This is a genomic window from Noviherbaspirillum cavernae (assembly GCF_003590875.1).
Classification (GTDB): domain Bacteria; phylum Pseudomonadota; class Gammaproteobacteria; order Burkholderiales; family Burkholderiaceae_D; genus Noviherbaspirillum; species Noviherbaspirillum cavernae.
Window position 1 is genome coordinate 436,710 of record NZ_QYUN01000003.1, and the last position, 23,885, is coordinate 460,594.

A 23,885-nucleotide genomic window follows, 5' to 3' on the forward strand; every position below is an offset into this window, starting at 1 on the left:
TTCAAGAATCAGGCAGCCAGCATGGTTTGCGACGACTGATAACGCACATGCCAGGACATCGCTTTCTCCAGCACGTGCGGCGTGTGGCCGCCGCCCCGGCAGGCTTCCTCGAAGTAGGCGCGCAACTGCGGGCGATAGTCGGGATGGGCGCAGCGTTCGATGATCAGCGGCGCCCGTTCACGCGGGGCCAGACCGCGCAGGTCGGCCAGCCCCCATTCCGTGACGAGGACATCGACATCGTGCTCGGTATGGTCGACGTGCGTGACCATCGGCACGACGCTGGAAATGCTGCCGTTCTTCGCCACCGATTTGCTGACGAACATCGACAGATGCCCGTTGCGCGCAAAGTCACCGGAACCGCCGATGCCGTTCATCATGCGGGTCCCGCCGACGTGCGTCGAATTGACGTTGCCGTAGAGATCGAATTCCAGCGCAGTGTTCAGGGCGATGATGCCGAGCCTGCGCACCACCTCAGGATGATTGCTGATTTCCTGCGGGCGCAGCACGATCTTCGAACGGTAGTGTTCGATATTGCGCATGAATTTGTCGTGCATTGCCGACGACAGGGTGATCGACGATGCGGATGCGAACGCCAGCTGGCCGGAATCGAGCAACTCGATGGCACTGTCCTGCAACACTTCCGAGAACATCGTCATGTTGCTGAACGGCGAGCCGACCAGTCCGTGCAGCACGGCATTGGCGATGGTGCCGATGCCGGCCTGCAAGGGCAGCAGCTCCGCGCTCATGCGCCCTGCCTTGACTTCGTTCTCCAGAAACGCAATCACGTGACCGGCGATCGCCTCGGTTTCGGCATCGGGCGGCAGAATGGTCGAGGGGCTGTCCGGACTGTCGGTGATCACGATGGCGGCGATACGCGCCGGATCCACGGCAATGGTCGTTGCGCCGATGCGCTGCTGCGGACCGAGCAGCGGGATCGGCTCGCGCAGCGGCAGGCGGCCCGGCGTGTAAATGTCATGCAAGCCTTCCAGCGCCAGCGGCGTGCTGAGATTGATTTCGACGATGACCTGCCGCGCCTGCTGCACGAAGCTGACGGAATTGCCGACCGACATGGTGGGCACGATGCTGCCGTCTTCCGCGATGGCGGTGGCCTCGATCACGGCGATATCGACCGGCGCGATGCTGTGCGAGCGCAAATGCTCGGCGGTCTCGGACAGATGCTGGTCGATGAACATGACCTCGCCGGCATTGATCTTGCCGCGCAGGGTGGCATCAGACTGGAAGGGCAGGCGGCGCGCCAGCAGGCCGGCCTCGGCCATCAGCCCATCGCTGCCGTTGCCGAGCGAAGCGCCGGTGATCAGGGTCAGGCGCAAGGGCTCGTGTCTGGCGCGTTCCGCCAGCGCGGCCGGCATCGCCTTGGCATCGCCGGCGCGCGTGAAGCCGCTCATGCCGACGGTCATGCCGTTCCTGAAAAGCCGCGCGGCGTCTTGCGCCGGCATCACCTTGCTCAGGAGTGCCGAGTGGCGAATACGGTCCTTGTACATGATGGTCTCCCGATGTTTCTACGATGCATATCTGCTATTCCGCTGCATTTTAAAATCGGGATATCCGGCGTCGCATGAATTAAAGTGCTGATATCCAGTCGGATTTTTCATACCTTGATTGTCATCACCGTGGATATTCGCTCCCTCCGCTATTTCGTCGAAACCGTTCGGCTCAACAGCTTCACCCAGGCCGCCGAGGCCTTGCACGTTACGCAATCGACCATCAGCAAAATGGTGCGCCAGCTGGAGAGTGAAGTGGGCGCGCCCTTGCTGATCCGCGATGGACGCAAGCTGGCGCTGACCGATACCGGCCGCGTCGTGTTCGAGCGCGGACAAGAAATGCTGGCGACGATGCGTCAGCTGACGCTGGAAGTGCGCGATACACAGGCATTGCGGCACGGCAGCCTGGCGATCGGCATTCCGCCGATGATCAATCTGCTGGTCACGCCGGTACTCAAGGCCTTTCGCGAGCGCCATCCGGGCATCACGCTGAGCCTGCGGGAAGACACCGGCCAGGCCATCGAACGCCAGGTCGCGGCAGGTGAACTGGAAATCGGCATGACGGTGCTGCCGGCCGCCCCCGATCTGAACCTGGTGTCGGACTCCATTGCGAGCTACCCCATCTGGGCGCTGGCGCGGGCCGGCACGTTTCCGAAGCATCGCACCACGCTCCGCTTCAAGGTGCTGCGCGACATGCCGCTGGTCTTGCTCAAGGACGATTTCGCACTGACCCGCACACTGCGCCGTGCTTTTGACGAGGCCGGCTTTGCGCCGAAGATCGCCGCGCAAAGTGGCCAGTGGGACTGGCTGCTGGCAATGGCATCCGCCGGACTCGGCGTGGCGCTGCTGCCCGAACCCTTCATCAACCGTCTTGCGACCGAGCGCCTGGACGCCATACGCATCGTCGAACCGGAAGTGTCCTGGCAGGTCGCGCAGATATGGAATGGCCGCTATCTATCGCATGCGGCGAGCGCGTGGATGCAGGTGTGCCGGGATGTGCTGGATGCGCGCATCAGGGAGTAACGCTGCATGCCATAACCATTCCTCAACCATTGATCTGCCGTTCGGCATCCGTGCATTCACTCGCTGCCCAGCAAGTCCGCAGGCAGCGAGCTGACGAATTCGGCGAAGTCGCGTCCGCCTACCGAGATATGTTCAATCATTGCATGTCGCGCGCCCTCCCCGTCACCAGCCTCGATCCTTTCAAGGACTTCCCGGTGTTCCTGCAACGATTGTTCCAGTCGTCCTGAAAGATCGAAGCGCGAACGCTGATAACTGGCGCAGCGCAGACGCAGGGCGCGAATCTGATTTCTGGCCCATTCATTTCTGCTGCCCGCGTAGATCACTTCATGGAATCGGGTGTTGGCTTCCTGATAGGCAGCGACTTGTGCGGCGGCTGCCGCGGCTTCACATACATGGAAGGCTTCCCGCAATGCATGCCGTTCAACGCTGTCCATGCGCCTGGCAGCGAATTTGGCACACACGCCTTCCAGTTCGGCCAGCATTTCCAGCAGCGACAACAATTCCTTGATGCTCAGCTTCGGCACCAGCACGCCCGCGCGGGGCAGGACTTGCAAAAGTCCCTGCGCGACCAGCCGAAGGATGGCTTCTCGCACCGGCGTCCGGGAAACGCCGAATTTTTCTGCCAATGAACGTTCGTCAAAAACTTGTCCCGGAAGAAATGTTCCATCAAGGAAGCCTTTTTCCATGGCGGCTCGAACGGTGTCCGCCAGACTCTCTGAAGTGATTTGCTTGCTCATGTTGGAATTTTACATTACGCTTCTGGTATACCAACTTTATAAATTGGCATACATCAGGAGACTTATGAGTGTAGAATCGACGCCGGTACTCTCCCGGCCGGCAGAGCACGTTGCTTTTATCGAATTGAATCGCCCCGCGAATGCCAACCGCATACAACCGGACGATCTGGCGGAACTGGAGCGCCTGCTGGATCAATGCGAGGTCGACGAGCAGGTCCACGTACTGATTCTCACAGGGCGTGGCAAGTATTTCAGTGCCGGCTACGATCTGCGCGCACTGGCTTCCGGCGTCGGCGTGAATCAGCGGTCCCACGAGGGGGACGACAGCGCTTTTGAACATGTGGCAAACCGGCTGGAAAGCACTCGCCTGATCACCATTGCGGCCATCAACGGCCCCGTCATCGGCGGTGCGACCGATTTTGCGCTCGCCTGCGACCTGCGCCTTGGCGAGGAAAGCGCCTACATGCTGATGCCGGCGGCGCGCTTCGGCCTCCCGCTCTACGCCGGCGCGCTCCAGCGCTATGTCAGCCGGCTCGGCCTGAGCCACGCCAAGCGACTCGTATTCATGGCGGAAAAAGTACCGGCGACAGACATGTTGGCGACAGGCTTTCTGCACGAAATCCTGCCGGCCGATGCGCTACTGGCGCGGGCGCTGGCCGTCGGTGTTGACATCGCGGCCATGCCGAGCCGGCCGCTGGCGGCAATGAAGCAGGTGCTCAACGCCGCCGCATATGGTCAAGGCACCGCGCCCGACCAGCGCGCCGCCCTGCTGGCTGCCTACGATGGTCCGGCAATCGCCGAACGCGCAATGGCCGCACAGCGTCAACGGGCTTCGCGTTGATCGGGGGGCACCATGACACTCACTGCCAACACCCGTGGTCCGCTCGCCGGCCTGATCGTGCTCGATCTCACCCGCGTGCTCGCCGGCCCCTATTGCACCCTGCTGCTTGCCGATCTTGGCGCGCGCGTCATCAAGGTGGAAATGCCGGAGATCGGCGACGATGCCCGCCATATCGGCCCGTTCATTCACAACGATGATGGGCCGCCGACGTCTGCCTATTTTTTCTCCGTGAATCGCAACAAGGAATCGATTGCACTCAACCTGAAAGTCGAAGCGGATCGCCTCCTGTTCGACAAGCTGCTCGCAAGCGCCGATATCCTCGTGGAGAACTTCACGCCCGGCACCATGGACAAGCTGGGCTATGGATGGGATGTCTTGCATGGCCGTCATCCGGCCCTGATACTTGCCTCGATTTCAGGCTTCGGACAAACCGGGCCATACCGCGCACTGCCGGCCTACGACATGGTGGTGCAGGCAATGGGAGGCGTTCTGAGCCTGACAGGAGAGGAAGGCGGTCCGCCAACCCGCGTCGGCGTATCGATCGGTGATATCGGCGCAGGCATGTTCGCGGCCATCGGCGTTCAGGCGGCAATCATCGAGCGCATGCGGACCGGCATTGGCAAGCATGTCGACATTGCCATGCTCGATTCGCAGGTGGCGCTGCTGGAAAATGCGCTCGCACGCTATCAGGTGGATGGCGTCGTGCCCGGCCCCATCGGCTCGCGTCATCCATCAATTACGCCATTCGGCGTGTTCAAGGCGCAGGATGGCTATCTGGTGGTAGCAGCCGGCAACGACCGCATGTTCCCGCGCCTGTGCGATGCGATCGGACTGCCCGACGCGAAGACCGACCCCAGGTTCGCCACGAATCCGCTGCGTTGCGAACATCATGCCGCGCTCAAGATGCTGATCGAACAAGCCCTCGCCGCCCGAACCGCCGCTGCATGGCTGCATCACCTCACCTCGGTCGGCATTCCGTGCGGCCCGGTCAACGACGTCGCCGGCGTCATGCGCGATCCGCAAATAAACGCGCGCGGCATGCTGATGGAACTGCCGCTGCCAAACGGCAAACCCTTCATTACGGCGGCCTGCCCGATCCAGTTCGTCGGTGAGGAGCCGCAGGCATCTCAGCCGGCACCCGATCTGGACCAGCATCGAGCCTCGCTGCTCAACGAACTCGGTGTTTGACTTCTCAAAACAAACCCATAGGAGACAAAGATAATGAAATCCGTTCGATTCGCAGTGGCTGCCACTCTTGCAATGGCAAGCAGCATCGCGCTTGCCCAGGCCTATCCGGGCAAGCCCGTCTATCTGGTCGTGGGCTTTCCGCCGGGCGGCGGTGCCGACAACGTTGCGCGGCTGCTCGCAGACAGGATGTCCAGGGAACTCGGGCAGCCCGTGGTCATGGACTACAGACCGGGAGCGGGCACCACCATCGCGTCCACCTATGTCAGCCGGGCAGCCCCGGACGGATACACCATTTACATGGGAAGTGCCGGCATCTATGGTGCAGACCGGGTTCTCTATAAAAACATCAAATATGAAGCGAAGGACTTTACGCCAATCGCGCGATGGACACGTTCACCCATGCTTCTCGCCGTCAGTTCGGCGAGCGGCATCAAGTCCACGCAGGATCTGATCGCTCGTGCAAAGAGTGCTCCGGAAAAAGTGAGCTATGCCTCATCCGGCAACGGCGTGGCACCGCATCTTGCAGGGCGCATGTTCGAAATCCAATCCGGTGCGACGATGATGCATGTGCCGTTCAAGGGCGGTGCACAAGCCGTGCAATCCGTGGCTGCGGGCGATGTGGATATCACGTTCGGCACTCCGCCTTCCATACTGTCGCTTGCACCGACCGGCCGCATTACGCCCATCGCGGTAACGACGGCCCAGCGTTCGCCCTTATTCCCTAACTTGCCGACCATCACGGAAGCCGGACTGAAGGAATACGACTATTCATTCTGGTTCGGCCTCTACGGCCCGGCCGGCTTGCCGAAGGAAATCGTCAGCAAGTTGGCCGATGTCAGCGTAAAGATACTGAACGATCCCGAAATCAAGACCAGACTTGCGCAAACGGGAAATGAAACCTTTCCTTCCAATTCGCCGGCCGAATTTGCCGAATGGGCCCTCGCCGATGGCAAGCGGCAAAAGGAACTGATGGAAAAATCCGGTGCCAAGATCGACTGAAGGTAAGCCGGTTTCTTCTCGGCCGGCTGGAATCAGGACTGATGCCGGAAGCAGCCGAAATTACTCAGTAGTCAGAAATTTGGACGACGGCTGCATTGCTTCAACTCCTTCCCCTTCAAGGGGATGAAGCAGGGGTTTCGCAAAGCATGCTTTGCGCCTGCTGAATCGCATTGCCTTGCAAGGCAGTGCGTGGGACGGCCGGGATGGGGATGGGTTTTTCGCTGCGGATTTAACCCATCCCCCCTTGCAGGGCGCACAGAGGCTTGCAAGCCTCTGCTGTTCCGCAGGCGAGGAGCATGCTCCTCGAAATCCCTGCGCCACCCCTAACCCTCCCCTTGAAGGGGAGGGAATGTGGTCACAATGTTGTCATCTAAATTACTGACTTCTCTGTAAGCACTCTTAGCGCGGCCTGAAATCAGGCGCTCTCTTTTCCAGAAAGGCACTCACACCTTCGCCGAACGACGGTCGAGCGGCAAGGTCGAGCTGACGCTGGTATTCATAGGCGAGCTGGGCTTCAAGCCCCTGGCTGCCGGCCGCCGCCAATGCGCGCCGGGCTTCGATGGCGATGTGCGATGGTGCTTGCGCAAGCCTGCGTGCGACTTGATTGGCGGCACCGAGCAACTCGCTGTCGTCAACGCATTCCCAGATCAATCCCCAGTCGGCGGCCTTTTCCGCAGTCAAACGATCACCGAGAAGGATCATGCCCAGCGTGCGGGCCCGCCCAACGATGGCCGGCAGCATCCAGGATGCGCCCATGTCCGGGATCAGTCCAAGACGGGGCAGGAACGGCGATGCGAAGAAGGCGGAACGTGCTGCCAGCACGATATCCGCAGCAAGCGCGAGACTGAAGCCTGCGCCGGCCGCAGCCCCGTTCACCGCGGCGATGACGGGCATCGGCAGTTGCTGCAGTGCCAGAATGAGCGGATTGGCGAGCTGCTCCAGCATCCGGAGCGCATCCATGTTCACGCACGGCCCCGACTCACCCCGTCTGGTGAGCCAATTCAGGTCGGCTCCCGAACAAAACGCCTTTCCACTGCCGGTGACCATGAGGGCGCCGACATCATCACGGCCCTTGAGACAATCGAGCGCGGCCAGCATTTCCCGCTGCATGCTTTCGGTCAGGGCGTTGTGGCTGTCCGGGGCGTCGAGGGTCAGCCGCGCGACGCCGTCGGATATGTCGAGTTTGAGCAGATTGAATGTCATCCGGATACCTCTCTCGGCCTTGTCAGCCCGGCGTCCTCGATACCCAGCTCTTGAAGTCGTCCCTGAGCCTGGTTTTCAGGAACTTGCCGGTCGATGTACGCGGAATGGCATCAATGAACGCCCAGTCATCGGGAATCTGCCATTTCGCGAAATGCGCTTCCAGATGCTTGCGCAATTCCTCGATGCTCGCCTCGCTGCCCGGCTTGAGCACGACGGCGGCAAGCGGGCGCTCATCCCATTTCGGATGCTTGACCGCGATCACGGCGGCTTCCGCCACTGCCGGATGTCCCATGATGGCGTTTTCGATATCGACCGAGCTGATCCATTCACCGCCGGACTTGATCAGGTCCTTGGTGCGGTCCGAAATGCGCATGTAGCCGGCCGGATTGATCGATGCAACGTCACCGGTACGCAACCAGCCGTCAGGCGTGAACTTGTCGGGATCGGTCGGCGAGTTGTAGTAGCCACCGGTCACCCACGGACCGCGCGCTTGCAATTCCCCCACCGACTTGCCATCCCATGACATCGGGCCGTCATCGCCCATGATGCGCAGCTCGACCAGCGGCAGCGGAATACCCTGCAATGCGCGAATCCCGTACTGTTCCTCCGCCGGCAGTGTCGCGTGTTCCGGCTTGAGCCAGGAGAGCGTGCCTACCGGCGACAGTTCGGTCATGCCCCAGCCATGCTTGATCGACAGGTCGTGTTTTTCAAAGGCTGCAATCATCGCCGGCGGCGCGGCCGAACCGCCGACCATCATGCGTATGCCTTTCTTCAATTTCCAGCGCATCGACTCCGCTTCGAGCGCCTGCTGGATGGTGAGCCAGATGGTCGGCACTCCCATGGCCAGCGTGACCTGCTCGCTTTCCATCAGATCGAGCAGATCGGCCGCGCCCATATGCTGGGCCGGATACACCTGGTTGGCACCGACCATTGCCGCCGCATAGGGAACGCCCCAGGAATTGGCGTGAAACATGGGCGTGACCGCCAGCACGGCATCCGTCACCGACAGGTCCAGGCAATCCGGCAACGCCACACCCAGCGCATGCAGGACGGTCGAGCGATGCGAATAGACCACGCCCTTGGGACGCCCGGTGGTACCGGAGGTGTAGCACATGCCGCAGGCGGCATTTTCGTCGAACTCGGGATACCGATAGGCAGAGGCATCCCGTTCGATGAATTGTTCGTAGTTGTCATAGCCTTCCGGCACCCGCGCGCCGGAGGTCGGCACGACGATGATGCGCTCCAGCTTCACCATCGGCTTGAACTTCTCCATCAGCGGCACCAGTATGTCGTCGACGAGCAGGATGCGGTCCTGGGCATCGTTGATGATGTAGGCGATGTCATCGGGGGCGAGCCGCAGGTTCAGCGTGTGCAGCACCGCGCCGGCAGCCGGAATGCCGAAGTAAGCCTCGAGATGGAAGGCATGGTTCCACATCAGGGTGGCGACGCGGTCGCCGGGCCTGATGCCGGCCTCGACCAGCGCAGCGGCCAACTGTCGGCTGCGCCGGTAGAGCGCGCCATAGGTGGTCCGATGCAGGGACTTGTCCGGACGACGCGAGACGATTTCGCGGTTTCCAAAAATCTGATTGGCCCGTTCAAGGATCTGGTTGATCATCAACGGCATGTGCATCATGGTGCTCTGCATACTTGTCTCCTTTTTCAAAGCGCCTTCTTGTCAGGCGCTCTTGCATGACATCCCGACGTACTCCCGTATTCCCTATTTCTTCACGAGCGGGCACACGCTCTGCGACAGGGGCATGAAGGCCTCTTCGCCGGGAATCACGCGCTTGATCTTGACCAGATCCCAATCCGACGTCGATTCGGACGGCTTCTTGATTTCGGCAAGATACATGTCGCGGATCATCCGGCCGTCTTCGCGCAGGTAAGCGTTGCGCAGGAAGAAGTCCTTGAATTTCGTCGCGCGCAACTTTGTCATCACGGCATCCGGATTGTCCGTGCCGGCTGCCTCAATCGCCTTGAGATACTGGATGGTCGCCGAGTAGTCGGCGGCATGGGCAAAGCTCGGCATCGCGTTCTGGAGCTTGTAGAACCGCTGCGACCACTCGCGTGTCTCCTTGTCGAAGTCCCAATAGAAGGGTTCGGTGTAGTTGACGCCTTGCGCGGTGTTCAGCCCCAGGGCTTTCACTTCCGCGATCAGGACGACCATGCCCGCGATGATGGGCTTGCCGTTCTTGACGATGCCGAATTCACGCGCGGCGCGAACCGCATTGCTGAAGTCGCCGCCGGCATTCGCGAACACGAGCACGTCCGGCTTGGCGGCTTGCGCCGTCATCATGAAGGACGAGAAATCGGAGGCGTTCAGCGGATGCTTGACCGAGCCGACGACCTTGCCCCCCAGTTTCTCGACAGTCGCCCGCGTATCCTTTTCCAGCGTGTGGCCGAAGGTGTAGTCCGCGGTCAGGAAGAACCAGTTTTTGGCGCCTTCCTTGACAAGGGCATTTCCTGCGGAGGTCGCGAGCGCATAGGTATCGTATGCATAGCTGATGCCATACGGCGAGCATTCCTGCTGGGTGAGCGCGACGGTGCCGCCGCCGGTGCTGATCGTGATGCGTTTCTTTTCCGCGCCCAATTTTTGAACGGCAACGGCAACCGCCGAATTCGCCAGATTCAGCACCATGTCGACCTTGCCGATATCGAACCACTCACGCGCCTTGGACGCGCCTGTGTCGGCCTTGTTCAGGTGGTCGGCACTCACGACCTCGATCGGCTTGCCCAGCACCTTTCCGCCGAAATCCTGTACCGCCATCTGCACGGCGACAACGCTTCCCCGCCCGGCACCGCTGGAATACACGCCGGACATATCGGTCATGACGCCAATCTTGACGACATCGTCCGAAACAGGCTTGGCTGTCTGGGCATGGCAGATGGAAACAAAGCTGATGGATGCAAGCGCTGCAAAGATGCTGGTCAATTTCATTGAATGTCTCCCGGTTATAGTGGACCAAGTTTTTTGTGCAAGCCGGGTCAATATATGCGCGCCTTCTCGTGTTTGTCAATAACACCTGACAAATAGTCATGAACACTCCGGGAAGCACATTTCGTGCAGACGCAGTTTTCATGTATTCGGCTTTACTGTCCGGTTGCGGACTTTGAAAGATGAGCGCGCTGGTTTACAGTATGTCGTCATGAAACAGCATAAAAAACTACTGCGTCACTTGCTCATGGCAAGGACCGAATGGATGGAAAAGCGAGTCATGGAGCGCGCGCCTGTCAGCGGATATGGATTCGTGACACCGGCGATGAACCGCATGTTTGCGCACCTTCGCGGCCGCCCGGTCGGCCTGTCGGAAATCGCGCGCGATCTGGATATTTCGCGACAAGCGGTTCATCAGCTGGCTAACGAGGCGGCCCAGCTCGGTCTTGTGGAATTCGTGCCAAGCGAAGCGGATGGGCGTGTGAAGCTGCTCAGGTTCACGCAAAAGGGATGGGCCATGTCCGATAGCGCCGCGCAGGCCTTCGAGGAAATCGAAAACGAACTGGCCGACCATATCGGCAAGAAGGATCTCCAGGACTTGAAGAGAATTCTCGGCAAAAGCTGGTCCGACACGGAACGAAGCGACAACGAACACTGAGCCGGATCATCCTCAATTTCGTCAACGTTACTTGACATTTATCGGTTTGCCTTTCAACATGCGGTGTCATGACAGGAAAGGACAGCCATGGATTTTTTTCCGCGTTCGATATTCTCCGAAGAGCATGAAATCTTCCGCGAGCAGGTCAGGCGTTTTTGCGAACGCGAGATCGCGCCTCACCACGCCGACTGGGAACAAGCCCATCGGGTACCGCGAGAAGTCTGGAAACGGGCGGGCGACAACGGGTTTCTGTGCTGCTGGCTTCCGGAGGAAGAAGGCGGGCATGGCGCCGACCTGCTGTTCGACTTCATCGTCTGCGAAGAACTCGGACGCGCAGGCGCCACCGGCCCGGGATTTCCGCTCCATTCCGTCATCGTGGCACCTTACATCGCCCACCATGGCACTTCCGCGCTGAAGGCAAGGGTGCTGCCCGGCATGGTCAACGGCGAAAAAATCGGGGCGATTGTCATGACCGAACCCGGCGCGGGCAGCGATCTGGCCGGCATTCGCACGCGCGCCGAGAAAGATGGCGACAGCTGGATCATCAATGGCCAGAAGACCTTCATCACCAACGGGCAGAATGCCGACGTGATGGTCGTTGCGTGCAAGACCGAGCCAGACCGGGGTGCGCACGGCATCTCTCTCTTTGTCGTTACCGCAGACATGGCGGGATTCTCGCGGGGAAAGAACCTCCACAAGATCGGCCAGCATGCCCAGGACACCGCCGAGCTGTTTTTCGACAATGTCCGGGTGCCTGCCGACCATCTGCTCGGCGAGGTCAACAAGGGATTCAAGTATCTGATGCAGGAGTTGGCGCAGGAACGCCTGCTGGTTTCGGTACAGTGCCAGGCGCGCGCCGAAGCGGCTTTCGCGTGGACGCAATCCTATGTGAAGGAGCGAAAGGCATTCCGCCAGCGCATCGCGGATTTCCAGAATACGCGCTACAAACTGGCCGGCATGTATGCCGAGTTGCAGGCCGGACGCGCCTATTGCGACCAGCTGATCCAGTTGCACATGAAAGGAAAGCTGAAACCGGCCGATGCTTCCGCAGGAAAACTCTGGCACTCCGAACTGCTGGCACGCGTGACCGATGAGTGCCTCCAACTGCATGGCGGGTACGGTTACATGCAGGAGTATCCGATTGGACGTGCTTACGTCGATGCGCGCATCGAACGCATTTACGGCGGTACGTCGGAGATCATGAAGGAAATCATTGCGCGCGCCATTTGTGATGAGCGCGCATCATGAGTGCGTGCGAGCGGATTGCGATCCTTCCCCGGCATTGATTTGAAAGGGCCGCGCGACCGCGAGCGACTCACTGGGCGCGCACTTCCACGACTTCATTCCTCGTTCGCCGCCAGCCGTATCGTGTATTGCCCCGATTTCTCGTCGCGCACCATCGACAGAAGATGCTGTTTCTGCGCGTCCTCGACCAGCTCGCGGAACGAGCGGTAGCCGTAGGCGGATTCGGTGAAGCCGGGCCTGCGCCGCTTCATCGTCTGCTTCACCATCGAGCCCCACAGCTTTTCTTCCTCGCCGCGCTCGGCGATCAGGGCTTCGATCGTTTCGACGATGTAGTCGAGTGCCTCCTGACGCTTGTCCGCGACCTCGCTCTTCGGCGATGCGGCCTTCGGTTGTTCGCTCACCGGCGCTTTCGCTGCCGGCTTCTTGTCGGCGGATGGCGCAGGCTGTGCGCGCTTGCGCTTCGGCTTCTGCGCGCGCACCAAGTCGTCGTAGAAAATGAATTCATCGCAATTGGCGCTCAGCAGGTCGGAGGTGGAATCCTTGACGCCGATGCCAATCACGTACTTGTTGTTTTCCCGCAGCTTCGACACCAGCGGCGAAAAATCGGAGTCGCCGCTGATGATGACGAAACTGTCCACATGCTCCTTCGTGTAGCACAGGTCGAGCGCATCGACGACCATGCGGATGTCGGCGGAATTCTTGCCGGACTGGCGCACGTGCGGAATCTCGATCAGCTCGAACGCCGCTTCGTGCATGCCGTTCTTGAAGTCCTTGTAGCGATCCCAGTCGCAATACGCCTTCTTGACGACAATGCTGCCCTTGAGGAGCAGGCGCTCCAGCACGAGGCGGATATCGAACTGCGCGTACTTCGCATCGCGCACGCCGAGCGCGATGTTCTCGAAGTCGCAGAACAGCGCCATGTTGGTGATTTCAGGTTGACCGGCCATAGGTTTCGTCTTTCCTTTAAAGGGTTTTCACGAATTCTAGTTCATTGCCTCCTGTTTGCGTGACGGCATCATTTTTTCGTTTCTCTTTATGCAGGAAAGGAACAGGCAACACCAATGCTGTCATCCCGATGAACATCGAGGCAAGGAATCTCGACCGCAGGTGGGTTGACGATTCAGATTCCTCGCTTATGTTCGGAATGCAGAGCGGAATGCAGCTGGCAGCAACATGCCGGCAAGCACCAACCGGCGTTCGCTACTCAGGAATCCGGGCTGTGCGATAGCGAGATGAATCGACGACACGTCAAATCGGGGCGTGATTGGAGCATCCCTTCTTGCTCGGGGTCGGTATTGGCAGGGCGGGTCCCGCCCTGCCAAAGCCCGGCCTTTCACACCGAACGATCCGCATTCGAATGCACGTCAATCATCAGCGCTTGATTGCCGACCAAAGCCAAAGGCGTCGCCAGCATATCCCGCAGGCGACGCCATCGGCACAACGCGTCAACACATCAGAACGACGCCCAGAACCGCGACGGTGCCTGCTGTTGCACACCCGGTTTGGCGTAGTCGCATACACCCTCGGCAAAGATCGCGTTCAGACGCGCCGTCTGCGGCACCGTGAACGGCACGCCATAGGCATTCACATCGACCGGCTTCAGCTGGCACTTGAGCGCGGTTTCTGCCAGTGGCGCACCTGCCGCGGAGCGCGGATCGAGGAAGGGCTTGTACAGCGTGTTGCAGGTGCCCGTGCTGTCGAAGCTTGCCGGCTCCTCGACCTTCGAGCCGTCCGGCCGCCAGCAGGCATCCTTCGCCGTCTGCGGCTTGTTACGCTTGACCTTTTGCGCAAGGCTGTCTTTCGTCGTGTCGGCGGCGATGGCGTCGAGCCACTTCTCCATCTCGACGATCTGCACGCTCAGCATGCTGGCCATGATGGCGGCGGCGCCGGGCGTCGCAGCGCTCGGCGCAATCAGCAGCACGTGGTTATCGTGATTGCCGAACAGGTCATCGAGCTTGGCGCGAATCTGGAAGTCCCGCGTGCGGTCGTGCAGATCGCCGAGTGTGTCGTTGTAAGCACGGCTCGCAATGATCGGCATCGCATCCAGATTCGTGCCTACCAGCACGCGACCGGTCTGGTAGGCAATGCGCAAGGCCTCGCTATCGCCGACATGACGCGCCACCTGCACCTGGCCATTGGCATCGAAGCCGCCGACCTTCTCGTTCAACTCGAGAAACTGGTCAACCGATATCGCTCCGCTCTTCAGTGCCTGCAAGCCGTACTGCACGCCGACATTGTCCAGCGGACGCCGTGCGATTTGCGTGGCGGGATCGCGGCCGAGGACGTTCACGAAGTTGTCGGACAACGCACAGCGCACACCACCCGGATTGGTAACGGGGTGGAATGCCGTCCCGACTGGCAACAGCGGCGAACAGGACGAGGATGCATTGACCATGACGTCACCGAGGCCGACCGCCAGACCATTGCAGGTCTGCCAGCTGGCGTAACCCGTGACTGCGCGCTTCTGCTCGTCGGTCCATGGCATGGTCGCGCCGACAGTCATGTAGTTGCGGATCAGCTTGCAGTCGGAGAAGATCGTCGCCGCCTCCATCATGGTGGGGAAGCTCGAGTCCGTCGAGAGGCCGTCCAGCAGCCCCGGATACGACTGGGCGACATCGAACTGCTGCACAGAACCGCCCGAGCCGCCCTTGCCGACGGTCCACGCCGGGACGCCGAACTTCTTGATGAAGTACTCCTTGGTCATGGACAGCGTTTCCGCCGCGAGCACCGTGTTGCAATTGTTGGCCGCCACATTGAGAGACGATGTCGCGACTGCATAGCCGCGCGCCAGTGCGGGCTGATCCATGGCAGTGGCCAGCCGGTAGGTCACGCCCGCCGCGACCGTCTCGAAGGCGCCTTGGGTGTAGCCGCCGCCGCAGCCGCCGCCGAAGTTGTAGCGCAAACGTCGGTTCCAGCCGTCGGTCGTGGTCCACGGGTCAGGCAGCGGCGTCCCCGGCTGGTGCAAGAACGCGATCTGGTAGATGCCGCGATTGATGGTGCCGCGCTCCAGACGGACGATGAAGTTCACCGCCTTGCCTTCGGAAGTCGTGGTCTTGGCGAGGTCGGCCGGCGCTGGTGCCTGCGGGTCGTAGGGTTTGAATGCCTGGTTGGTGGACCAGTACTGGTAGCTGACCTCGGTCGCCGCGCTACAGTTGCGGTCGAGCGGTTGGCCCAGGTTGTTGGTGGCGACGGTGCACACGAACGGCTCCTGCTTCGCACCCGCGAACACGGGGCCGGTGACCGGATGATTGACCACGGTGAGCGTGCCGCGCGACATCACCGCGCCGGTCGCACCGAGCAGCCTTGCCTCGATCGTTGTTGCGCCGTCCGGCAGACCGCCGACCCGGCCCAGCAGCACGCCTGCGCGAGATGCGGGCTTGAACGATGTGGTGACATCGACGGTGCCGGCAAAGACCCTGATTTGATCGTTCGTGAAGCCCTGCGGCACCGTGACTTCGACCAGCGTGTCACCGCCGCTCACGATGTCCGGACGCGACGAGCTCGTCTTTATTTGCGGCGCCTCGACGCTCGCGCTGCCATCACCGCTGCATGCCGCCAGCCCCGCGATCATCAGCGCGGCGACCGCCGCCATACCGGATCGCCGGGCGAAGGCGAGTCCTGCTGTGGCTCGATGCGCCGGTCCCGAATCCGGCTCCACCAAATGCGGAAACCGCACCATGTCCGAGGCTTGACCATGGACGTACTTCGACCTGCTGGAATTTCTCATTGCTTGTCTCCCTTGTTGTGGCGACGGCCTGCAGTGAAATCAGCCTGACGCCTTCTCGTTATCAGTAATGAAGCATTTCCGGACAGCAATGGCACTCTAGCAGCGGCCTGCTCAAATTACAACAGTTTTACGATGAGCATCTTATTTTCTGTATCATATTCAATAGTCGTATCATATTGACTGAGAAGGGGGCGGCGCACTGTCCCGCGCGTCATTACGGGACAGGCGCGACGAAACAGGGAGAGGCGGGAATAAAGGCGCAGCGAGGAAGCTGCCTTGTGCGGATCGCGACGAATTCATGCCGCCGTACATGCGAACCGATAGCAGCGTGCGTGCGTGCGATGAAAATAGCGCAGTGCAAGGAAGTCAATGTATGTATCCGGTCAGCACCGGAATGACTTGCACCGACGCGTCTTCCAGCAGCCAATGCCCGCTGCCCGCGATGACCATGCCTGGTACGTCATTCGCAACCAGCTTCCCTATCTGCTGAATTGATAATGCAGCGTTACGTCATTGACCTTGGCGCTACGTGATCAAAGCCTGGCATGAACGTGGTCGCTACGCTGGACGTATTCATCGTGCCTTCCCTGGCGGAGTTCATGGTGTGAATTTGCTGCGCTTGCCGCCGCTATCGCTTGTGCGACGGTCATGATGATCAAGACCATAGCTTACGGAATGACATCCAGGCTTGTGGCGCCTGCACCGGGTCCGTCAAGTTGATCCGCGTCAAACATATTCAACCGACGATCAATACGATGCGAAGGATATGTCGCAGCGGCGATAACAAGCTGCGGATGTATTTTTCTGAAGTGATATTCACTGTCGTGCGAGGCAGCGTTTATGCCCCGCGTGCCGCAGCGATCACTTCAAACTCCAGGCGCATCGATTGCGCCACGCGTGACAACGCTTCCGTCGACAAGTCGTCCAGCTCGATCTTCGGCGATGCATCGATCTCTGGGTAGTTGCGCAGCATGGAGCGGCGGTAGGTCGGATCGTAGTGATTGCGCATCAGGCGTTCGAACAGTTCGGTGACCTGTCCCGATTCCGCCAATCGCTGCCACTCCGCGAATTCCTGTCCGCCGATCAACGGGCGCAGATAGGCGAGGCGCGTCAGCAGCGCAAGCGGGTCTTCCTCGAAATGACGGTAGTCCTCGCGCCACAGCTGCACCCGCTGCGGCATCGCGGCGTCGATGGAGATCGTCGTCCCGTCGCGCATGCTTTCCAGCAGCGCATCCGGTAACTGAACCTTGCCGATCTTCTTGCTTTCCGCCTCGATCCAGATCGGCTTTGCGGGGTCGAATTCGGAAAATTTGCGCAGCAGAAAACTGTCGAACAGCTTTTGCGTCGGCTGCTCCCTGCCCGGCACCGCGCCGATCACCGAGCCGCGATGCACGGCGATGTCTTCGAGGTCGAGCACCTGCGCGCCCGCTTTGTGCAATGCCGTCAGCAGCCGCGTCTTGCCGCAGCCGGTCGGACCGGAGAGGACGAGGTAGCGATAGTTGCGGGGAACGATGGTCAACTGCTCGTTGACCCAGCGGCGATAGCCCTTCCAGCCGCCCTCCAGCCGATCGACGCGATAACCGATGGTGTCGAGCGCATCGAACCAGAGGCGGCTGCGCTTGCCGCCGCGAAAGCAGTACACGAGAATCCGGCTCTTGCGATTGTACTGTGCGACGTGCTGCTGCAGATGGCGCGCGATATTCTTCAGCGAATAGCAGACGCCGATCTGGTAGGCCGCCATCGGGTCGGTACGATGCAGCGTGCCCACTTCGGCGTATTCGTCGTTATCGACCACCGGCAGATTGATCGCGCCGGGGATGTGGTCTTCCTCGTACTCGCGCGGGCTGCGGGCATCGATGATGAGGTCGTAGGATTGAAAGTCGCGCATGGCGTCCATTGTACGGACTTTGATACGGCGCGACTTTCGAAAGTACTGCTCCTATACGACGGCGAATGCCGTTTTAGGTTTGCCCGTCAGCAGCAATGCGATCAGCGTCAGCACTGCTGCTGCGGACAGGTAGTAGCCGACGTACTGAAGACCGTAATTGGTGGCGAGCCAGGTCGCAACATAAGGCGCCAGCGATGCGCCGAGGATGCCACCCAGGTTGAAGGTCAGGGACGAGCCGGTGTAACGCACCTCCGGCGGAAACAGCTCGGACAGCAGCGTGCCGAGCGGGCCGTAGGTCATGCCCATCACGCCCAGGCCGAGCGACATGAAGAGGGTGACATGCACGATGCTGCCAGAGATAAACAGCGGTGCGAACAGCAAACCGAACAGCGCGATGACAGCAGATACCTGAATCATGGTCGCGCGGCGACCATAGCGATCCGCGAGCACGGCCGACACCGGAATCGTCAAGGCGAAAAACAGCACGGCGAACAGTTGCACCATCAGGAATTGCGGGCGCGAATAACCCAATGCGCTCGTGCCCCAGCTCAAGGCGAACACCGTCATCAGGTAGAACAGCACGAAGGTCGCCATCGCGATCACCGTGCCCAGCACCAGCAGGCGGCCATGCTCCTGAAACACGGTCACGACCGGCACCTTGACGCGCTCATGCTTGTCCAGCACTTTCTGGAACACCGGCGTCTCGGTGATCTTCAGACGCACATACAAGCCGACGATCACCAACAGTGCACTGGCCAGGAACGGAATGCGCCAGCCGAAGCTGAAGAATTGATCATCGGTCAGCGTCTCGCTCAACAGGAGGAAGATGCCGCCGGAGAGGAAGAAGCCGATCGGCGCGCCGAGCTGCGGGAACATGCCATACCATGCGCGCTTTCCCGGCGGCGCGTTTTCAGTGGCCAGCAGCACGGCACCGCCCCACTCTCCGCCCAGTCCCAAACCTTGCCCGAAGCGGCACAGCGCGAGCAGCAGCGGCGCCAGCGTGCCGATCGCCGCATAGGTCGGCAGCAAGCCGATGACGACAGTGGAAATGCCCATCGTCAGCAGCGCCGCAACCAGCGTCGCCTTGCGCCCGATGCGGTCGCCGTAATGCCCGAACACCGCCGACCCTACCGGACGTGCAAAGAATGCAATCGCAAAGGTCGCCAGCGATTGCAATGTCGCCGCGGCCGCATCCGTTGAAGGAAAGAACAGTTTCGGGAAGACCAGCACCGCCGCAGTGGCATAAATATAAAAATCGAAGAACTCGATGGTCGTGCCGATCAGGCTGGCAAACAGGACGGTGCGGGGTGAATTGACCTGCGCGGGACTGGCATGGGATTGACTCATTACTGCTTCCTTATCGATGGTGCATGGAATAGCGAAGCCGAGCGCGTCGGCTCGATCGAATCTTCCTCGGAAAAATGTCGAATCGCACACAATGAATGCCGTTTGCGAATTGCTTGTCAATTGCAAACGGCTTGTGCAGGAATTGCTACGGCAGTGGAAATGCGCGGACGTTGAACAGCTGCTGCGACAACGGGGACGGATCAAACTGGGGTAGGAACTGCATTGATGATTTGGCACTTTGCTGCAGGAGAATCGAAATCGATTTTCGCACAAACGCGATGATCCTGCCGTGCGTGGCTTTCGCGGTTCCGACGCGTTATGCACCCGACATCATGAACATGGCAAAGACGGCAAGCGCCATCATGCCCATGCATAGCCAGTCGAGAAACTTCAGCCTGCGCGTGATGACCAGCCTGCCCTGATGTCGGGCCGCGCCGCCATCAGCATCATGATCACCATGATGGACGACGGAGATGACGTCATTGATGACTGCACTCCAGCGCAGCGCCTTGATCGGATTCATCGGTGTGAAGCCGAGAGCCACACCGACGAGCGTCGCCCACGGAACATACCCGACAAACGTCAGCCACTTCGGCACGCGCACGTAACGGTGACAGGGGATGAAGACTTGCAGCAGAATCATATGACTCCAAATCCGACAGCGTAAAAATGCGCCGGGCCACCGATACTTTCGGGGTCGCGGAGAAGTTTGGCATCGGGCTTGATGACGGATAGAGAACAGCCATCTTTTCGAGCGGCAAAAGATGGCTTTGTTCCAATGGAAACTTCCGGCGAATTTATCTGGAACAAACACCAACAATCAATCCGCTTATTCCGCTCCGCAACGCATTCAAGTTCTGATGCCGGACTGGTTCATTGAGCGCATCGTCCTGTACCTGGAACTTTTGTCCCCCCGTTCCATCCCATTGTTTTATTGCCAATCTCGTCCACACGGATTTTCAACGCCGCCATCCATTGCTGTTCCAGCGACCTAAAGAATTTCCGCGTTCATCTTTCCATGGCATGACATGCCCCAATCCAGGTTGCGACAAGAGGACAGGCGGGCTTTCGACCAAACCGTAAAGGAAACCGATCATGACCAAACCAAAAGGCAATTCCGGAAACCGGAAATCCGAAAAGAGTTCAGGCAATTCGGGTGGAGAAGTCCGTCCGGGCAATGCCGGTGAGCTGCACCAGATCGCCGGCGGCAAGCATCCGGAACTGACAACGAATCAGGGTATTCCGATTCCCGACAATCAGAATTCGCTCCGGTCCCATGCGCGCGGTCCCACCCTGCTGGAGGATTTCATTCTTCGTGAAAAGATCACTCACTTCGATCACGAACGGATTCCGGAACGCGTTGTTCATGCGCGCGGCACGGCGGCACATGGCTACTTTGAACTGACCAAATCGCTGTCGCAATACACCACGGCAAAGATACTCACCGAAGTCGGAGAAAAGACGCCGCTGTTCACCCGCTTCTCGACGGTCGCAGGCGGCGCCGGTTCGGTCGATACGCCGCGTGACGTGCGCGGATTCGCGGTCAAGTTTTACACCAAGGAAGGCAACTGGGATCTGGTCAGCAACAACATCCCGGTCTTCTTCATCCAGGATGCAATGAAGTTCCCGGACGTCGTTCATGCCGTCAAGATGGAACCCGATCGCGGCTTTCCGCAGAGCGCCACGGCGCACGACACCTTCTGGGATTTCATCTCGCTGACACCGGAATCCATGCACATGGTGATGTGGATCATGTCGGACCGGACGATCCCGCGCTCGCTGCGCATGATCGAAGGTTTCGGCGTCCACAGTTTCCGGCTGCTGAACGAGGCGGGCGACTCGACCTTCGTCAAGTTTCACTGGCGTCCGAAGCTCGGCATGCAATCGACCATCTGGGACGAAGCGGTCAAGATCGCCGGGGCGGACCCGGACTTCCACCGCCGCGACATGTTCGAATCGATTGAAAAAGGCGCCTTCCCCGAGTGGGAATTTGCGGTGCAGATTTTCACGCAGGAGCAGGCGGACAAATTCCCGTTCGATCATCTCGACGCAACCAAGCTGATTCCCGAAGAGCTGGTGCCCTTGCAGGTCATCGGTCGCATGGTGCTGGATCGCTGGCCGGACAATTTCTTTGCCGAGACAGAACAGGTCGCGTACTGTCCCGCCAACATCGTGCCAGGCATCGATTTTTCCAACGACCCGCTGCTGCAGGGCCGTCTCTTCTCCTACCTCGATACGCAATTGCTGCGTCTGGGCTCGCCGAATTTCAACCAGATCCCGGTGAATGCGCCGAAGTGCCCGTTCGCGAACAACCAGCGCGATGGAAAGATGCAGATGATGCAGCCGAAGGGCCATGTCGCCTATGAGCCGAACTCCCTGTCCGAAGACTCGCCGCGCGAAACGCCGAGCCACGGCTTCCGTCATGCGCACGTAACGGAAAGCGGAGACAAGAGCCGCATTCGTGCGGAAAGCTTTGCCGATCATTACAGCCAGGCGCGCCAGTTCTACCGCAGTCAAACCAGTCATGAGCAGACGCATATCGCGTCGGCGCTCGTATTCGAACTGTCCAAGGTCAGTCATGTGCATGTGCGACAGGCGATGGTTGCGCATCTGCGCAATATCGACGAAGACCTCGCCAAGCGCGTGGGCGACGGGCTTGCGCTCGACAAGCTGCCGGATGCGCCTGCGCCCGCAGCTCCGGTGCAGGATTTGCCCCCTTCGCCGGCATTGCAGATCATCGGCAAGATGAAGGACACCCTCGAAGGCCGCGCAATCGGCATCCTCGTTGCGGACGGTTCGGACGGCGCGATGATCAAGGAAGCGCAGAAGGCCGTGACCTCCGCCGGCGCGCAGGTAAAGATCGTGGCGCCCAAGGTGGGCGGCGCGAAGCTTGCCGATGGCTCCTTGCTGCCGGCTGACGGACAACTGGCAGGCACGCCGTCCGTGATGTTCGACGCGGTCGCCGTCATCCTGTCCGATGCGGGCGCGAAGCTGCTCGTCAACGAATCCGCCGCCATCGACTTCGTGCGCAACGCTTTCGGCCATCTCAAGGCCATCGCGATCGACAAGGGCGGGCAGGCACTGCTGGACAAGGCGAATATCAAGAAGGACAAGGGCGTGTTCGATATCGCGGACATCAAGGGTTTTGTCGCGGCAGCCAAGACGCGGCAATGGGAACGGGAGCCAACTGTGCGGATACTGCCGTAACACGGGACGGCCCGTGTTCAGCCGGAACTTCCGGCGGCGCAATCAAGCGGATTCGCTGCGGCTGGCGGATAATTCCGTCATGTCTTTTTGCGTCAACAAAACGGACGCATTCCGATCCACTGATCAAGCGCACACATGAACGCACCCGGCGAATCCCTCATCAAGCTCACTTCCTTTTCCCACGGCGGCGGCTGCGGCTGCAAGATCGCGCCCGGCGTGCTGGCCGACATATTGAAACGTTCCTCCGGTTTTCCGGTGCCGAAAGAATTGATGGTCGGCATCGAAACCTCGGACGATGCCGCCGTCTACAAGCTCAACGACGAGCAGGCGCTGGTGGCGACCACCGATTTCTTCATGCCGATCGTCGATGACCCTTTCGACTTCGGCCGCATCGCCGCCACCAATGCCCTGTCCGATGTGTACGCGATGGGCGGCACGCCGATCATGGCGCTCGCGCTGGTGGGCATGCCGATCAACAAGCTGCCGGTGGAAGTCATCGGCGACATCATCCGGGGCGGCGAATCGATCTGCGCGGAAGCCGGCATCCCGGTCGCGGGCGGCCACACCATCGATTCGGTGGAACCGATCTACGGCCTCGTCGCGCTCGGTCTTGTTCATCCCTCGAAGGTCAAGCGCAATGCGGATGCAAAGGCAGGGGACAAGCTCATCCTCGGCAAGCCGCTGGGCGTCGGCATCCTCTCTGCGGCATTGAAGAAGAACGCGCTGGATGCGGACGGCTACGCCGCGATGATCGCCAACACGACGAAGCTCAACAAGCCCGGCACGGCATTGGCCGGCATGCACGGCGTGCATGCGATGACCGACGTCACCGGCTTCGGCCTCCTGGGGCACCTGCTGGAACTGGCGCGCGGCGCGCGTTTGACGGCGCGGCTGAACATGCAGGGCGTGCCCCTGCTGCCGCAGGTGCAGGCGCTGGCGGAACGCGGCTTCGTCACCGGCGCATCGACGCGCAACTGGGCCGGATACGGGCATGAGGTCACGCTGGCGGACGGCATCACGCCGGCGCAGCAGGCATTGCTGACCGATCCGCAGACTTCCGGCGGCTTGCTGGTGTCGTGCCATGCAGACGCAGTAGACGAGGTGCTGGCGCTGTTCAGGTGCGAAGGGTTTGAACACGCGGCGGTAATCGGCGAGATGGCGGCGGGAGCGCCCGGCGTGACGGTGAGCATGTGACTTTAACGATAGGAACGCAGGACGCGCACTGCGGATTCCGCCAGACGCATCGAAATGCGGCGCACCACGCAATGGGCACGTGCCGTAAGCATCCACCTCCCCTGTCATTCCGAACGCAGTGAGGAATCTCAAGCCCAGACCCGACGCATTGCCCCGCGACATACCGCAACATGCAAACAAGCAGGCAAACA

General features: G+C 60.4%; 18 protein-coding genes. 8 read left to right on the forward strand and 10 right to left on the reverse strand.

Annotated features, from left to right (window positions below; genetic code table 11):
- Positions 1-8: 8 nt before the first annotated feature.
- Positions 9-1,502: an acetyl-CoA hydrolase/transferase family protein gene (locus D3870_RS20490; protein WP_119742908.1), complete on the reverse strand. Its 1,494-nt coding sequence runs from the start codon at positions 1,500-1,502 to the stop codon at positions 9-11.
- Positions 1,503-1,631: 129 nt separating this feature from the next.
- Between D3870_RS20490 and D3870_RS20495 the strand changes: the two genes are divergently transcribed.
- Positions 1,632-2,525 (forward strand): LysR family transcriptional regulator, encoded by an 894-nt coding sequence (locus D3870_RS20495; RefSeq protein WP_119743190.1) that lies wholly within the window; start codon positions 1,632-1,634, stop codon positions 2,523-2,525.
- Between the two features lie 56 nt (positions 2,526-2,581).
- On the opposite strand, the gene D3870_RS22200 is transcribed toward D3870_RS20495, so the two are convergent.
- Positions 2,582-3,262 (reverse strand): GntR family transcriptional regulator, encoded by a 681-nt coding sequence (locus tag D3870_RS22200; protein ID WP_147375892.1) that lies wholly within the window; start codon positions 3,260-3,262, stop codon positions 2,582-2,584.
- A 64-nt stretch (positions 3,263-3,326) separates the two neighbouring features.
- On the opposite strand from D3870_RS22200, the gene D3870_RS20510 reads away from it, so the two are divergent.
- Genes D3870_RS20510 through D3870_RS20520 form a run of 3 tightly spaced genes read left to right on the forward strand, consistent with a single transcriptional unit; the run spans position 3,327 to position 6,290 of the window.
- Complete coding sequence (locus tag D3870_RS20510) at positions 3,327-4,103, forward strand: enoyl-CoA hydratase/isomerase family protein (protein WP_158590538.1); 777 nt, start codon at positions 3,327-3,329, stop codon at positions 4,101-4,103.
- Between the two features lie 12 nt (positions 4,104-4,115).
- Positions 4,116-5,291 (forward strand): CaiB/BaiF CoA transferase family protein, encoded by a 1,176-nt coding sequence (locus tag D3870_RS20515; protein ID WP_119742910.1) that lies wholly within the window; start codon positions 4,116-4,118, stop codon positions 5,289-5,291.
- A gap of 33 nt (positions 5,292-5,324) precedes the next feature.
- Positions 5,325-6,290 (forward strand): Bug family tripartite tricarboxylate transporter substrate binding protein, encoded by a 966-nt coding sequence (locus D3870_RS20520; RefSeq protein ID WP_119742911.1) that lies wholly within the window; start codon positions 5,325-5,327, stop codon positions 6,288-6,290.
- Positions 6,291-6,689: 399 nt separating this feature from the next.
- On the opposite strand, the gene D3870_RS20525 is transcribed toward D3870_RS20520, so the two are convergent.
- From D3870_RS20525 to D3870_RS20535, 3 genes are all read right to left on the reverse strand, one after another.
- A complete protein-coding gene (locus tag D3870_RS20525; RefSeq protein ID WP_119742912.1) occupies positions 6,690-7,493 on the reverse strand; it encodes an enoyl-CoA hydratase-related protein in 804 nt (267 codons plus the stop codon).
- Positions 7,494-7,515: 22 nt separating this feature from the next.
- The gene (locus tag D3870_RS20530) at positions 7,516-9,138 is read right to left on the reverse strand and encodes a long-chain fatty acid--CoA ligase (RefSeq protein WP_119742913.1); all 1,623 of its coding nucleotides are present in this window, start codon (positions 9,136-9,138) and stop codon (positions 7,516-7,518) included.
- A 72-nt stretch (positions 9,139-9,210) separates the two neighbouring features.
- Positions 9,211-10,431 (reverse strand): ABC transporter substrate-binding protein, encoded by a 1,221-nt coding sequence (locus D3870_RS20535; protein WP_119742914.1) that lies wholly within the window; start codon positions 10,429-10,431, stop codon positions 9,211-9,213.
- A 262-nt stretch (positions 10,432-10,693) separates the two neighbouring features.
- Between D3870_RS20535 and D3870_RS20540 the strand changes: the two genes are divergently transcribed.
- Both D3870_RS20540 and D3870_RS20545 read left to right on the forward strand, forming a co-directional pair.
- Positions 10,694-11,086, forward strand: a complete 393-nt coding sequence (locus D3870_RS20540) for a MarR family winged helix-turn-helix transcriptional regulator (RefSeq protein ID WP_199710845.1) — start codon at positions 10,694-10,696, stop codon at positions 11,084-11,086.
- An 87-nt stretch (positions 11,087-11,173) separates the two neighbouring features.
- Positions 11,174-12,334: an acyl-CoA dehydrogenase family protein gene (locus D3870_RS20545; RefSeq protein WP_119742916.1), complete on the forward strand. Its 1,161-nt coding sequence runs from the start codon at positions 11,174-11,176 to the stop codon at positions 12,332-12,334.
- 92 nt (positions 12,335-12,426) lie between these two features.
- Here D3870_RS20545 and D3870_RS20550 read toward each other — a convergent pair whose 3' ends face one another.
- The 5 genes from D3870_RS20550 to D3870_RS20570 all read right to left on the reverse strand — a co-directional run bounded on the left by D3870_RS20550 (position 12,427) and on the right by D3870_RS20570 (position 19,936).
- Positions 12,427-13,278 (reverse strand): NYN domain-containing protein, encoded by an 852-nt coding sequence (locus tag D3870_RS20550; RefSeq protein WP_119742917.1) that lies wholly within the window; start codon positions 13,276-13,278, stop codon positions 12,427-12,429.
- A 506-nt stretch (positions 13,279-13,784) separates the two neighbouring features.
- On the reverse strand, positions 13,785-16,058 hold the full coding sequence (locus tag D3870_RS20555; RefSeq protein WP_147375895.1) for a DUF6351 family protein: 2,274 nt from the start codon (positions 16,056-16,058) through the stop codon (positions 13,785-13,787).
- 838 nt (positions 16,059-16,896) lie between these two features.
- Complete coding sequence (gene mnmH, locus D3870_RS20560; RefSeq protein WP_119743192.1) at positions 16,897-17,946, reverse strand: tRNA 2-selenouridine(34) synthase MnmH; 1,050 nt, start codon at positions 17,944-17,946, stop codon at positions 16,897-16,899.
- Positions 17,947-17,997: 51 nt separating this feature from the next.
- The gene (locus D3870_RS20565) at positions 17,998-19,293 is read right to left on the reverse strand and encodes an MFS transporter (RefSeq protein ID WP_119743193.1); all 1,296 of its coding nucleotides are present in this window, start codon (positions 19,291-19,293) and stop codon (positions 17,998-18,000) included.
- A 316-nt stretch (positions 19,294-19,609) separates the two neighbouring features.
- Complete coding sequence (locus tag D3870_RS20570; protein ID WP_119742919.1) at positions 19,610-19,936, reverse strand: hypothetical protein; 327 nt, start codon at positions 19,934-19,936, stop codon at positions 19,610-19,612.
- A gap of 452 nt (positions 19,937-20,388) precedes the next feature.
- Between D3870_RS20570 and D3870_RS20575 the strand changes: the two genes are divergently transcribed.
- Together D3870_RS20575 and selD are read left to right on the forward strand one after the other, a co-directional pair.
- Positions 20,389-22,500 (forward strand): catalase, encoded by a 2,112-nt coding sequence (locus D3870_RS20575; protein WP_119742920.1) that lies wholly within the window; start codon positions 20,389-20,391, stop codon positions 22,498-22,500.
- Positions 22,501-22,635: 135 nt separating this feature from the next.
- The gene (gene selD, locus D3870_RS20580; protein ID WP_119742921.1) at positions 22,636-23,694 is read left to right on the forward strand and encodes a selenide, water dikinase SelD; all 1,059 of its coding nucleotides are present in this window, start codon (positions 22,636-22,638) and stop codon (positions 23,692-23,694) included.
- Positions 23,695-23,885 lie beyond the last annotated feature (191 nt).

Excerpts from the sequence above, each read along its gene's own strand:
- D3870_RS20490 (WP_119742908.1), bottom strand. The coding sequence starts at position 1,502 with ATGTACAAGGACCGTATTCGCCACTCGGCACTCCTGAGCAAGGTGATG.
- D3870_RS22200 (WP_147375892.1), bottom strand. The coding sequence starts at position 3,262 with ATGAGCAAGCAAATCACTTCAGAGAGTCTGGCGGACACCGTTCGAGCC.
- D3870_RS20510 (WP_158590538.1), top strand. The coding sequence starts at position 3,327 with ATGAGTGTAGAATCGACGCCGGTACTCTCCCGGCCGGCAGAGCACGTT.
- D3870_RS20515 (WP_119742910.1), top strand. The coding sequence starts at position 4,116 with ATGACACTCACTGCCAACACCCGTGGTCCGCTCGCCGGCCTGATCGTG.
- D3870_RS20520 (WP_119742911.1), top strand. The coding sequence starts at position 5,325 with ATGAAATCCGTTCGATTCGCAGTGGCTGCCACTCTTGCAATGGCAAGC.
- D3870_RS20525 (WP_119742912.1), bottom strand. The coding sequence starts at position 7,493 with ATGACATTCAATCTGCTCAAACTCGACATATCCGACGGCGTCGCGCGG.
- D3870_RS20530 (WP_119742913.1), bottom strand. The coding sequence starts at position 9,138 with ATGCAGAGCACCATGATGCACATGCCGTTGATGATCAACCAGATCCTT.
- D3870_RS20535 (WP_119742914.1), bottom strand. The coding sequence starts at position 10,431 with ATGAAATTGACCAGCATCTTTGCAGCGCTTGCATCCATCAGCTTTGTT.
- D3870_RS20540 (WP_199710845.1), top strand. The coding sequence starts at position 10,694 with ATGGAAAAGCGAGTCATGGAGCGCGCGCCTGTCAGCGGATATGGATTC.
- D3870_RS20545 (WP_119742916.1), top strand. The coding sequence starts at position 11,174 with ATGGATTTTTTTCCGCGTTCGATATTCTCCGAAGAGCATGAAATCTTC.
- D3870_RS20550 (WP_119742917.1), bottom strand. The coding sequence starts at position 13,278 with ATGGCCGGTCAACCTGAAATCACCAACATGGCGCTGTTCTGCGACTTC.
- D3870_RS20555 (WP_147375895.1), bottom strand. The coding sequence starts at position 16,058 with ATGAGAAATTCCAGCAGGTCGAAGTACGTCCATGGTCAAGCCTCGGAC.
- mnmH (WP_119743192.1), bottom strand. The coding sequence starts at position 17,946 with ATGCGCGACTTTCAATCCTACGACCTCATCATCGATGCCCGCAGCCCG.
- D3870_RS20565 (WP_119743193.1), bottom strand. The coding sequence starts at position 19,293 with ATGAGTCAATCCCATGCCAGTCCCGCGCAGGTCAATTCACCCCGCACC.
- D3870_RS20570 (WP_119742919.1), bottom strand. The coding sequence starts at position 19,936 with ATGATTCTGCTGCAAGTCTTCATCCCCTGTCACCGTTACGTGCGCGTG.
- D3870_RS20575 (WP_119742920.1), top strand. The coding sequence starts at position 20,389 with ATGACCAAACCAAAAGGCAATTCCGGAAACCGGAAATCCGAAAAGAGT.
- selD (WP_119742921.1), top strand. The coding sequence starts at position 22,636 with ATGAACGCACCCGGCGAATCCCTCATCAAGCTCACTTCCTTTTCCCAC.